This is a genomic window from uncultured Nevskia sp., assembly GCF_903885465.1.
Lineage (GTDB): Bacteria > Pseudomonadota > Gammaproteobacteria > Nevskiales > Nevskiaceae > Nevskia.
Genome location: NZ_CAISIQ010000451.1, coordinates 1 through 13079, shown reverse-complemented (window position 1 = coordinate 13079; position 13079 = coordinate 1). Strand labels below are relative to the sequence as shown.

Sequence of the window (13079 nt, the reverse complement as noted above, 5' to 3'; positions counted from 1 at the left end):
GTGTTCAGACCGAACACCGGATTCGAGCCGGGGAACAGGTCGAGCCGCTCGATCGCATTGGTCGGCAGCAGATCCCAGTTGACGATGTCGCCGAACGGCTCGTTGACTCGCACGCCATCGAAAAACACCGACAGGCCTTGGGGCGTACCGAGCTGCGGGCCGGCAGTGAATCCACGAAAGGTCACATCGACCTGGAACGGATTGCCCTGGTAGTCGTTGACGGTCACCGACTGCAGGCGGTTGTTGAAGAAATCGGCAATGCCGATCGAATGCGAGGCGCGAATCTCTTCGGCGGTGGCGCTCTGGATGGCGCTGGGGATCTGGTCGCGCGTCAGGTTCAGGCCGGGCAGCGGGCCGACCGAAACCGGCGGCCGGTCGCCTTTGACGTCGACCGGGCCCAGCTCGATCCTGGCCGGGCCTTTCGGCGTGGCGCCATCAGCAGCGGGCGGTGGCGTCGGGCTGGTCTGGGCTACGGCATCGGCAACGAACATCAACAGGCCAACCGCGAACAGACGGGCAGCGGGGCGCTGGCGGAAAGGGTTCATGGCGCGCTTGTCGTTCATTCGAGGAAGCTGCGATCCGGCGCGGTCAGCAGCTGACCCTGCAGGCTGACCCGGCGATCGCCCGGCCGGTCGCCGAGCAGCACTTCCGACACCGTGATCGGCGTGATGCTCACCGCGTGCGCGCTCTGGGCGTTGGCCGGGCCGATGGTCACCGCCGACAGGCAGGCAGCATCGACGCAGGCGAAGCTTTCTCCCTGTGCGCGGTCGTACTGGAGCCTGCGAACCAGGCCGGCCGGGCTGGCGATGATCGTCAGGTAGGACTCGCTGCGGGCCTGGTTGTTGGCGAAGCTGTAGACGTAGTCGCCGAGCTGGGCACCAGGGAAGCGGCCGATGTTGGCGTCGCGGATCACGAAGCCGGCGACCGTGCCCTCGTCGATGTCATAAGGCGGGCACAAGTCCCAATGATCGGTTTCCCCTTCGACCCGCACACGCACCGTTTCGCTGGCCGGGAAGCCTGTGCAATCGGGTGGGATGCGGTCGATGCGGTTGCCGAGATTGATGCCGCCATCGAGCGTCACCGGCGTGCCGCCGCTCAGGCTTTGCAGCACGGTGCCGCTCAGGCTCAGCGTTCGTTCGGCATTGGTCAGATTGCCGAGTGCCACGAACTCGCCCAGCGCTGCACCGTTGCAGGCCTCGCCGACGCACTCGAACAAGGGCACCAGTGCCAAATTGTTCTCGTCCTGCTGGAACAGCGTGATGCTCAACAGCCGATCGCCGTCGACTCTCACCTCCGGCACCGCAAAAGCTTCGATCGCGGACCGGTAGACATAGCGCGAGCTGGCCACTGCCTCGAACCGAACATTGGCACTGGCGCACTGCGCCGTTACGGTGCCATCGGCAGAAGCGACGAACAGCGCCAGTCCTTCGGCGCCATCGCAGTTGATCGCCGGCCGGCCGGGCACGCCACCGATCGCGGTGCCGACCAGCTGCGCGGTGCTGCCGTCGGCGGCGCTCAGTACAGTGTTCGAGAAGCTCAGTGGCCGCGAACGTTCACTGACTTCGCCGCCGACCATCACCAGGCTGCAGCTGGCTTCATCGCAGCTGTACAACGGCAGGCCGGAGCGGCGCAGTTCGATGCCGATCACGGTGCTGTCGCGCAGCCGCAAGCTCAGCGTGTTGCCGCGGATGTCGAACAGCCGGAACACCAGCACCGAAGCATCGGCCTCGTCTGGCAAGGCATCGCGGGTGGCCGGGCAGAACTGATAGAACTCCGGGCCCACAGTGATGCCGATCTGCTCGCGGGCGCAGCGCGCCAGTTCGTCGATGCGATTGTTCGGATAGCTGCCGGGAACGAACTGGTTGCGCGCGATGCTCGCGCTCAAAGCGCTGAGCGTGTCGTACATCGGATCGCCTGCCACTTGGACGAACGGCGTGGTTACCCAGTCACCCGTGGCGACGGACGCCGGCACGACGATGCCGAGTTCCTGGCGCAGCAGGCGCACCACGGTGGCCTGGGCCCTGACGATCGCGGCATCGGTGAACGGCGCGAAATCGGCGATCCGGGCCGCAATCGGAATGCCGCCTGCGGTCAGCAGACGGTTGAAATAGGTCACCGGTTCCTGACGGGCCAGTTCCAGCACCACCAGTTGGGTCAGCGGCGTGACATTGATCGTGCCGCTGTTCGCCCGCGTGACTGCCGCGAGCTTGAGCGGAATGGCGTCCGGGTTGTCGAGTGGATCAGCACTGCCGATCACCAGATAAGGCGCCGTCAGCGCCGCCAGTGGCACGATGAATTGGCCGTTCTGGCCGAAGCGGCCGTCACGAGGAAAGGTGCCATTGCTGGCCACCTGAACTTCGATGCGCGAGCTCGCCTGACCAATGCTGACGATGCCGGAGAAGGTCGGCAGCACTGGCGGTGGATCGGCGATGCGGCCGTTGTCGCGGCCGCAGCCGGCGAGCAGCGCTGCCGCGAGCAGGCCGGAAACGCAGCGAACACGGTGATTCATGCGCGCCTCCGCAGCTGCCGTACCAGCACCAGCGCCAGCAGCCACAGCGGATTCATCGCACCGCCGCCGCCCGATGACGGCGCAGGGCCGGGGCCTGGGCCGGGCCCCGGTCCTGGATCAGTGGCGGCTGCCGTGGTGGTCCGGTACTGGGCGCTGAGATTGCCGATCGCCACGGTGGTCACCGTCGTGGTGCCGGGACGATCGGAGCTGGTATGACGCACCCGCAGGCTGTCACCGTTGGCGATGATGCCGACCGGCGTCACGAACGGCGCACCATTGATCGAGTACTCGCCGTTGATCACCGAAATCGGTGTCGGCACTTCGATGCCGCTGACGGTGATTGCATTCGATATCTGCGCGGTCAGCAGCGCGGTGCCGTCGACGGCGGTGAAGACATAGGCGTCCGGCGAGGTATCGGCAGCGCGGGTGGTCACCGCGAAATCGCCGGTGACGCCACCGATGCTCAGGGTTGCCCGGCTGGTGGTGGTGAAGCCTGCCGAGGCGATGTGCTCGACTCTCACTGCTGCGCCATTGCCGACCAGCCCTGGCGCGGCCGTGAACGCCGCACCATTGATCGAGTAGCGGCCGTTGGCGACGGCGATCGGCACCGGTGCTTCGAGGCCGGCGATGAACACGGTTGCCGAGATCACCGTGTCGCCCGGTGCCGCGCCACTGACCGCTGCGATCACGAAGGCATCAGGGATCACGTCCGCAGCGCGTGTGGTGACGTTGAACGCAGCCGAGACGCCGCCGATGTTCAGCGTTGCTGTGGTGGTGGCCGCGAAGTCGTTGCTGGCGGCCTGCTGCACGCGCACGTTGTCGCCGTTGGCGATCGTGCCGGTTTCCGCCGTCGCTGCGCCGCCGTTGATCGAGTACTGGCCGTTGACGACGCTGATCGTTGCCGGTGCTTCGATGCCGCTGACGATCACTGCGCCACTGCTGATCACGGCACCCGGTGCGGCGTTGTTGAACGGCGCGAAGCTGAAGCCGTTCGGCACCGTGTCGGCACCGCGGGTGGTGACGCTGAAGCTGCCGGTGACGCCGCCAAGACTGACCGTCGCCGTCGTCGTGGTCGCTGGCAGACTCGCCGCCGTCTGCTGCAGGCGCAGGCTGTCGTTGTTGCTGATCAGGCCGGCGAGGGCGGTGAACGGCCCGTTGTTGATCGAGTACAGGCCGCCGGACACCGTGATCGCGACTGGCACTTCAAGGCCGCTGACGACGCTGGTCGCCGAAGTCACCAGCGCGCCGAGTTCGGCACCGGTCACCGAAGCGAAGCTCGGCGCATCGGCCGCGAAATCGCCAGCGCGGGTGGTGACCGTGAACGCGCCCTGCTGCGTGCCGATGCTCAGCGTCGCTGCTACCGGCGTCGAGAACTGTGCCGATGCGGTCAGCCGCAGACGCACCGTGTTGCCGTTGTCGACCGTGCCCGGCGTGGCGGTGAACGCGCCGTTGTTGATCGAGTACAGACCGCCAGTGACGCTGATCGCTGCCGGCCCTTCGAGGCCGGAGACGGTGATCGAGTCCGAGGTCACGGTGGCGCCGGGCTCGGCGTCGGTGACTGGCGCGAAGTTGAACGCGCCCGGCGTGCCGTCGGCAGTTCGGGTGGTGACGTTGAAGCTGCCGCTGACACCGCCGATGGTCAGCGTCGCTGTCGTGGTGGTTGCCGGCAGGTTCGAAGCGGAGCGCTGCACGCGCACCGTATCGCCAGCATTGACCAGGGTGGCACCGCCGACGAACACGCCGTTGTTGACCGAGTACAGGCCGCCGCTGATCGAGATCGGCGTCGGCGAATTGATGCCGGCAACGGTGATCGCGTTCGAGATCACCAGGCTGTTCAGTTCGGCGCCGGTGGCCGGCGTGAACGCGAACGGCGCCGGTGTGGTGTCCGGTGCATCGACGGTGGTGACGCTGAACGGCACGGCCAGGCTGCCGATGGTCAGCGTGGTGACCGTGGTGGTCGAGAAGCTGGTCGAGGCCGACTGCTGCACGCGCACCGTGTTGCCATTGCTGACAGTGCTGATCATGGCGTTGGTGAACGGCCCGCCGTCGATCGAGTACAGGCCGTTGACGACGGTGATCGAAGCCGGCTGTTCGAGGCCGGAGATGCTGATCGACTCGGAGGTCACCGTGGCGCCCGGCGTGGCTCCGGTGACCGGCGGGAACGCCACGGCATCCGGCGTGGTGTCGACCGCGCGGGTGGTGACGCTGTAGCTGCCGCTGACGCCGCCGATGACCACGGTGGCGACGGTATTGGTTTCGAAGGCGGTCGATGCCGTCTGCTGCACGCGCACGGTATCGAGGTTCGACACGTTGCCTGCAGCGGCGGTGAACGGCCCGCCATTGATCGAGTAGAGGCTAGTGGGACCGCCGCTGATGCTGATCGGCGAGGGTGACTGAAGCCCGGTGATGACGGCGCTGTCCGATACCACCGTTGCGCCCGGCTCGGCGTTGCTGAGGGCCGGGAAGCTGAACGGCAGCGGTATCTTGTTGCCGTCCCGGGTGCGGACGGTGAAGTCTGCCGACACGCCGCTGATGCTCAGAGTGGCGGTGACCGTGGTCGAGAAGTTCGCCGATGCGTTGGTGCGGACGCGGATGCGCTCACCGCCGTAGACCTGGACCGGATCGCTGACGAACTCGCCGCCGTCGATGTTATAGCTGCCGTTGACGATCGACAGGTTCGCCGAGGTGTCGATGCCGGCGATGATGATTTCGTTGCTGGTCTGCGTGCTGCCCGGTTCGACGCCGCTGATCGGCGTGAACGAGAACGGCTCGACCGTGAAGTCGCCGTCGCGAACGGTGACGGTCACTGGCAGATCGATGAAGCCAGTGCCGCCGTCGTTGTCGGTGACTGTCAGCCGGAAAGTCAGGACCGACGTCGCGTCGAGCTCGGGAGCCGTGAAGCCCGCGTTGGCCGAGAACGCACTGTCGATGCTGACGTCCGGGCCGCCGACCTGGCTCCAGCTGAACTTGGTCACTGCGCCGTCGCTGTCGCTGCTGCCGTCATCGAACAGACTGACGCCGCCACCGGGGCCGGAGACGGTGGGATCCGCCAAGGCGCGGGCGAGGGGGACTGCATTCGGGGACAGCGGCAGCGACGCCAGCACAGCGTCGCGATCGGCTGCGCGGTCGGCGTATTCGCTGTTGACGTGCACGTACTGCACTTCGGCGGCCGGATCGTTCAGCTCGTTGGTGACCAGGATGTGGTCGCTGGCGCGGGCATTGCCGGCAACGATCTGCGTGTAGCGCTCGGCGGCATCGGCCACTCGCAGCACGCCGAGATTGACCAGCGCCGGCAGCGTGCCCTCGCTATCACCCGCACCGAGCGGGCCGTTGCGCAGGATGCGCAGCGGCGGCCGGAAGTCATCGGCGTTGAAATCGCCAAGCACGATGACCCGCAGCCGCGCGTCCAGGGCCAACGCGTTGCGGACGAACGTGTGGATGGCCGTCGCCTGCAGTCGCCGCTGTACATCGCTGGCGACCTGCGCCGGCTGGTTCAGACCGGTGAGGCTGTCGTCGCCGTCGGTCTCGATGAAATGACTGCCGACCAGCAGCAGGTTGCGGCCGTTGAAACGGTAGCCAGCGACCAGCGGTTTGCGGCTGTCGGCAAACGCCGGGATTTCCGGACGCAGCAAGGCCGGTGACAGGTTCGGCGTGATCGGGCCGATGGTCACGCCGGACAGCAACGCGATGAAGCTGCCGGGGCCGCCGACACCGGAGGCGCCCGGGTTCGGGCTGACCCGCGCCGGGTTGTACAACTGCACGATGCGGCCGTTGGCGCCGCGCAGGCCGCCGTCGGCGTTGTTGATCGGATCGATCTGCAGCGCGGCATAGGCCGGGCCACCGGCCGAGCTGATGGCGTTCAGCAGGCCCTGGATGGTGGCGGTAGCGGCGACGATGCCGTCGTCTGCCGTGCCGCTGTCGTCCTGGACCCCGCTCAGGTTGATGAGGTCCGGCGCGCCGAGCTGGCTGACGATCTGGCCGGCGATGCGGGCAAAGCGGGCGGTGTCGGCCGGCCCTAGATTGCCGAGCGCGTAAGTGACCACGCTCAGGCGATTGCCACCGGGAGCGAACCGGCTTGAGTCCACCGGCAGCGCATAGCGGGTGACGGCGGGGGCCGTGGTCAGGCGCAGCGCGTAGCTGCCGTTGTCGTAGCTCAACACGCCGCGCGCCAAGGCCAAGCTGTCACCGACGTCGGCGACCGGGCCGCTGATGCCGGGCAGGCCGCCGCTGAGCCGGATGCGCTCTGGGTTGTAATCGACGCCGCCGGGGCTGCGCTCGATCACGGTCAGGCCGCCGCGGGCATTGCTGCCGGTGGCGTTGGCGCCGTTGTCGCCGATCACCCAGAGGTTGCCGTCGCTGTCGCTGGGGCCGATCACCCGGGCATTGCCGACCTGAACCAGCATGCCTTCGAGGCTTTCGAAGAAATCGAGGCCGTCCTGAGCCGGATCGAACACCGTCGTGGTGCTGGCTTCGAGATTGCCGGCGCTGTCGTTGTCGATGATCTCGGCCGGTGGCACTCTGCCGCCGCTGCCGATGGTGGTGGCCGCAACCGTGCCGTTGGCGAACGGAAAGGCGCTGGCCGAAACCGTACTGGCAACGATTTCGGTGACCGACAGATTGTTCAGGCCGTTCAGCCCGCCCGGACGGAACTCGTTGACCCGGCCGCTGACCGCGAGCTTGCTGCCGACCGTGACCGTCGGCGCGCCAGCGGTGCGGACGAACACCGCGTCCGAGGTCGCCGGGTTGCCGTCGCCATCCGGGTCCTGCAGGTAGAAGCCGTCGGCGGCGACTGCGGTGACGATGCCCGGCACATCGGTGACCGTCTGGCCGACCAGCGGCGAGCGATGCGCTGCGCCCTGGATCTGGTAGATGCGGGGCCCGGCAACCGTCGGCACGGCTTCGTTTTCGGCGATCGTCACGCCGACCCGGTCTGGCGTGCCGCGCACGGCGTTGTCCAGGCTATCGAGCACGACGGCGATGGTTTCAGCGCCTTCGAACACGGCGTCATCGCTGGCGGTCAGCGTGATGCTGCCGGTGGTGGCGCCGGACGCGATGGTGATCGTGCTTGCCGACGGCGTGTAATCGACGCCGTTTCGAGCGAATTCGGCAAAGCGCAGGCCCACGGTGACCGGATCGGTGAACGCTGCCGACAAGGTTGCGGTGATCGTGGCAACGCCGCCGCTTTCGCTGATCGTCGCGGCGTTGGTCGACAACGAGACCGCCGGGCGCGGCGTCGCCGCGGGAGCCACTGGGCTGGCGAGGTTCCGCGGATTGGCGGCGACCGGGTCGCCAGGGAAATCGACGGCGTTGTCGTCACTGTCCTGCGGCTGGCCACCGACCACGCGGCGGTAGTAGGCGACATCGGCCACGCCGGTATTGACCGTTGCGCGCCCGGCACCTTCGCGGCAATGGCTGCCGGCCGGCTGGGCGACCGAAACCGGTGAGCCGATGCCGTCGCGGACAGCACCGGTCGCGTCGAGGATTTGGATCCCGGAGCGGCCGTTGAAGGCCATGGTCAGGAATTCGGAAAGCTGATTGAAGAAAGCGTCGGCCGGCGTGCTGCGGACGTAGCCCGATCCTCCCAGCAGGAAGTAACCGCGCGGTGGCAGTATGAAGCTGCCTTCGATCGTGCCCTGGGCGATGAACGTGGCCGTTGTGCTGCCGAAGCAGCTGCGAACCGACCAGCCGTTCAGATCGACCGGCGTGGTGCCGGCGTTGAACAACTCGATGAAATCGTCGTTGGGTCCGCCCGGTCCGCGCGATGCGAACTGGCTGATCACCACGCCGCTGGCGTCCTGGGCCTGCGCTGCAGGCGGGAATGACGACAGCAACAGCGCGGCAAGCGCTGCCGACACGACGACCTGCTTCATGATCAAGCTCCCTTCCGCGCAAACCGTTTTTGTTCGCTTGATGCGGAGGCAGGAGCCGAATCACCGGTTCTGCTGAATCGACATCAAGCTTTATGCTCCCGTCAGCCATTGGCGGCGATCGGGAGTTGCTGGATGTCGGGACGGTACGGTTCGGCGGAAGCGCCAGATATGGGATTTATTCCCGGATTACCCCGGAAAACTTCCCGATCACGGCTGAAAAATCGGCTTTAAAAAGCCATTGGCCATACTGAAGCTCCGGCGCTTTGGCCGGGGTCTTCACGCATCTGGAAACAGCGTGGGCCGGCTAGCCACCCTTGCCTTTGCGCTTGGCCGCTTGCGGTGGCGCACCGACCGTTTTCAGCAGCGCCACGCAGTCATTATCATCGCCAAGCCCGAGCTGGACAGTCGGGATCAGCGCGGCCAGTGGTGTCGCAACGATGCCCAGTATGGCTGCAGCAGCCCCTCGCAGCGCCAGCGATTTGTATTCAGGAGCAACGCTCGGCGATTTCAGCGGGCCCTTGATGATGATCGGCGCGGGCAGAGAGCCGATGTTGAAGTGCTTAGGCTCGGTCTTCAGCTTGTAGTCGATCTTCTCGTCGGTGAGATTGATCGCGCCACTGCCGATGACATTGGCCTCGGTGGTATCGAGCAGCAGGGTACGGGTATCGACCTGTCCGTCCTTGAGGCCGAAGTCGGCGATCATGCAGCGCAGATCGGTCCGGCGCGGAATGCCGATGGCCGACAGCACGGCGTTGCCGAGATCGAGCCCGGCAAGGTCGATCAGGATGGCGCTGAGATCGCCGCCGGTCATGAACAGCTTCAGCTGGCCATCGCCGCGGCCGAGCATGGTCTTCAACGAGTTGCCGGTGGTGTCGATCCGGCCTGAGCCGGCGATCACGCCGGTGCCATGGAAGATCGTGCTCTTCTTCAGGATGTGGCCGAGATCGACCTTGCGGAAGTCGATGTCGGCAACTGCGTGCACCTGATCCTGCTGACCATCAAGCGCGATGTTCAGAGCGATCGCGCCGGTGCCGACCGCGAAGCTCAGCGGCTTCATGGTCAGCTTGCCGTCGACGATGTCGAGCACGGCAATGATGTTGTCGAGCGGCAGCTCATCGGTTTCGATGCGCTCGGCCTTGTAGCTGACGTGCATGTCCGCGGAACGCAGCTTCGGCAGGTTGATCGGCTGATCCGGCAGCAGCGAAGGCTTGGCTTCCTGCTTCTCACGCTCGGCCTTTTGCTGCCTGGTGTCGTTGGCGGCACCGTCCTTCCCCGGCGGCGCGCCGATGAAGCCGGCGAGATCGGCGAGCACGACTTTCTGGGAGATGAGGTTCGCAGTGATCTCCGGGCGATCCTTGCGTGGCAGGTAATAGAGATCGCCGCCCAGGTCGCTGGAGCCGACGGTGCCATGGAAGTCAGTGAAGCGGATCTTCTGCTCGCCGTAATCGAGCATGCCCTTGAGTTTGTAAGGCGGCGTTTCCGGTAGCGGGATGTTGGTCAGCGGGAACAAGGCGGCGAGATCGTTGCCCTGCAGTTCGAGGCTGACGTTGGCACCGCCGAAACGCAGCGGATCGAGCAGGGTGCCGTTCAGGGCAATCTTGGTTGCGCCATTCGCCGCCGTGAAAGCGATCTTGTAAGGATTGGCCGGATCGCGCAGCCCGAGCACGGCGCCGCCGATCAGCTTGGCGGTAATGGGCTGGGCGCTGTAACGGCCATCGGCGGTGACGATGATCTTCGCTTCAGCGCCGGCATCCGCGTTCTCGGTATGCGCGGTCAGCACGAAATCGGCCTTGTTGGCCGGATCGAGCACGTGCGCCGTGCCGTCAATGATGCTGAGCGTGCCGATGTCGATCGCAGGTCCGGGCTGGTTCGGATCGCCCGGTGGCAAGTCGAGCACCCAGTTGCCGACACCGGACGGCGTCGGCCGCAGATCACCGCGCAGGCGGTCGATGATCAGATCCGGCAGCACTACCTTGCCGTCGAACAGCGCCCAGGGATTGATGTGCACGCTGAGCTGGCCGACGCTGGCCAGCGAGCCGCCCGGCATTTCAGGGGTCATCTCAGGCGGATTGGCGACCACGAGGTCATCGACGACGATCCACGGGTGCCAACGCAGCTTGACGTCGAGATTGGCGATCGTCACCTGGCGGTTCAGCGCCGCGGAAGCGCGTGATTCCAGCAGCGGCTTGAACCAGTTCCAATCCCACAGCAGCACCACAAGCAGGATCAGGACCAGCAGGATCGCGATCAGCTTTGCGCCCAACGAAGAGACGAATGGGCGCTTGGGCTGACGGCGTGGCTGGAGGGTGGTCGGCATGGTCAGGCGGCTCTTGATGGCGAGTTCGAACCTGTGGGGCAGCAGGAAGCGGGCCCGCGAATCCTTTGCCGGGGGCTGCTACTGCACCAATTGGTTCAGGTTGAAGATAGGCAGCAAGATCGCCAGAACGATCAGCAACACCACGGTACCCATGGTCAGGATCAGGATCGGCTCGAACAGGCTCATCAGCGCCGAGATCAGCGTTTCCAGTTCGCGTTCCTGATTTTCGGCGGCGCGATCGAGCATGTCGTCGAGCTTGCCGGAGGATTCGCCGGAGGCGATCAGGTGCATGGTGATCGGCGGGAACAGCCGGCTTTCGGCCAGTGATTTGTTGAGGCTGGCGCCTTCACGGACGCGCTTCGCCGCCGCGTCGATCGCTTCCTTCATTGGCAGGTTTTCGACCACCTGCGAGCCGATCCGCAGCGCATCGAGAATCGGCACGCCGGCGCCGAACAGGATGCCCAGGGTGCGCATGAAGCGGCCGGTGTTGGCGCCGCGCACCAGACGGCCGATCAGCGGCAAGCGCAGCACCCAGAGGTGGTACTTGCGGCGAAAGCCATCGTTCTTCAGCGCCCGACGGAAGATGAACACGCCGAGCAGCAGCGCGATGAAGATGCCGAAGCCGAAGTGCTGCAGGAACTCGCTGGTCGCGATCAGACCCTTGGTCAGCGGCGGTAGATCGGCGCCGATCGAATCGAACACGCCGACCACCTTGGGCACGACGTAGGACATCAGCAGCGAGATCACGCCGATCGCGACAAAGGTCAGGATCGCCGGATAGAAGGTCGCCAGCATCACCTTGCTGCGGATTGCCTGCGAGCGCTCGGCGTAGTCGGCGAGGCGCTCGAGTACCGAATCGAGCTTGCCGGCCGATTCGCCGGCTTCGATCGTCGCCCGGAACAGGGTCGGGAAGGCACCTGGAAATTCGCCCATCGCCCGCGCCAGGCTGTTGCCTTCGGTGACTCGCGAACGCACGCCAAGGGTGACGCGCTGCACGCGCTTCGATTCACTCTGCTGCGATACCGCCGCCAGCGCTTCATCGAGTGGCAGGCCGGAGCGGGTCAGCGTAGCCAGCTGGCGCGTGAACAGCGACAACTCGGTGGAATTGAGGCTGCCGCCGCGGGTGATCGGCAGGTTGGCGCGCGAACTGCGGCTACCCTTGTCGTCTACCTCCTTGATTTCTAGTGGCGTCAGGCTGCGGTCGCGCAGCAGCTGGCGAACCTGGCGCTGGGTGTCGCCCTCGATCAGCCCTTTGACCTGCCGGCCGCGGGTGTCGAGTGCGCTGTATTCGTAGGCGGACATGAGGACGGCCCTAGGCCTAGCTTTCCTCGATCGTCACGCGCAGCACTTCACTCAGGGTAGTGTCGCCGGCGATGACCTTGTTGCGACCTGACTGCAGGATGCCCGGGCCGCGCTCGCGGGCGGCGGCTTCGAGGATCTGCTCGGAAGCGTTGTCGTGGATCAGCGCTTCGAGCTTGCGGTCGACTTCGATGATCTCGTGGATGCCGCTGCGGCCAGCAAAACCGGTGTGCCGGCAGAGCGGGCAGCCGACCGGCTTGTACAGCAGCAGATCGGTGCGCTGCGGCACACCCAGCTGTTCGAGTTCGGCGAGCTTCGGCTCGTACGGCGTCTTGCAGTGCTTGCACAAGGTGCGCACCAGGCGCTGCGCCATCAGGCCGACCAGCGACGACGACAGCTGGTAAGGCTCGACACCCATGTCGCGCAGACGGGTGACGGCGCCGACGGCGGTATTGGTATGCAGGGTCGACATCACCAGATGGCCGGTTTGGGAGGCCTGCACGGCGATCTGTGCGGTATCGAGATCGCGGATTTCGCCGACCATCACCACGTCCGGATCCTGACGCAGGATCGCGCGCAGGCCGCGTGCGAAAGTCATCTCGACACGCAGGTTGACCTGGGTCTGGCCGACGCCGTCGATGTAGTACTCGATCGGATCTTCGACGGTCATGATGTTGCGGCTGCGGTCGTTCAGGGTCGACAGCGCCGAGTACAAGGTCGTGGTCTTGCCGGAGCCGGTCGGGCCGGTGACCAGCATGATGCCGTAGGGCCGATTGATGATCCGCTTCAGCGTCGCGGTCTGCACCGGATCGATGCCGAGCTGTTCGAGATCGAGGCGCTCGGCCTGCTTGTCGAGAATACGCATGACCACCCGCTCGGCGTTGCCGCCGGTGGGGATCGTCGACACGCGGACATCGACCTTGCGGCCGCCAAACGCGCGGCTGATGCGGCCATCCTGCGGCAGGCGCTTCTCGGCGATGTCGAGTTTGGCCATGATCTTGACGCGGGAGACGATCTTCGGCGCCAGCGAACGTGGCGGGTTGAGGATCTCGCGCAGCACGCCGTCGATGCGGAAGCGCACCGT

The 13079-nt window shown here is 66.0% G+C and carries 6 protein-coding genes; all 6 read right to left on the bottom strand.

All coding sequences use genetic code 11. From position 1 onward, the window contains the following. The coding region (locus tag QZY06_RS17505) for a TonB-dependent receptor (RefSeq protein WP_295686425.1) at positions 1-545 on the bottom strand (545 nt) is incomplete at its 3' end. 14 nt (positions 546-559) lie between these two features. Then, a complete protein-coding gene (locus QZY06_RS17500) occupies positions 560-2509 on the bottom strand; it encodes a hypothetical protein (protein ID WP_295686423.1) in 1950 nt (649 codons plus the stop codon). Further along, entirely contained in the window at positions 2506-8379 is a 5874-nt protein-coding gene (locus QZY06_RS17495) for a lamin tail domain-containing protein (protein ID WP_295686422.1), read from the bottom strand. The genes QZY06_RS17500 and QZY06_RS17495 overlap by 4 nt, the downstream gene beginning before the upstream one ends. A gap of 304 nt (positions 8380-8683) precedes the next feature. Beyond that, a complete protein-coding gene (locus tag QZY06_RS17490) occupies positions 8684-10696 on the bottom strand; it encodes an AsmA family protein (RefSeq protein ID WP_295686421.1) in 2013 nt (670 codons plus the stop codon). A gap of 78 nt (positions 10697-10774) precedes the next feature. Further along, positions 10775-11998 (bottom strand): type II secretion system inner membrane protein GspF, encoded by a 1224-nt coding sequence (gene gspF, locus QZY06_RS17485; RefSeq protein ID WP_295686420.1) that lies wholly within the window; start codon positions 11996-11998, stop codon positions 10775-10777. A 16-nt stretch (positions 11999-12014) separates the two neighbouring features. Further along, positions 12015-13079 (bottom strand): GspE/PulE family protein (locus tag QZY06_RS17480; RefSeq protein ID WP_295686418.1); only part of this gene is annotated, 1065 nt, incomplete at its 5' end.

Bases quoted from the DNA above. Each gene is read 5' to 3' on its own strand.
- QZY06_RS17500 (WP_295686423.1), bottom strand. From the start codon at position 2,509: ATGAATCACCGTGTTCGCTGCGTTTCCGGCCTGCTCGCGGCAGCGCTG.
- QZY06_RS17495 (WP_295686422.1), bottom strand. From the start codon at position 8,379: ATGAAGCAGGTCGTCGTGTCGGCAGCGCTTGCCGCGCTGTTGCTGTCG.
- QZY06_RS17490 (WP_295686421.1), bottom strand. From the start codon at position 10,696: ATGCCGACCACCCTCCAGCCACGCCGTCAGCCCAAGCGCCCATTCGTC.
- gspF (WP_295686420.1), bottom strand. From the start codon at position 11,998: ATGTCCGCCTACGAATACAGCGCACTCGACACCCGCGGCCGGCAGGTC.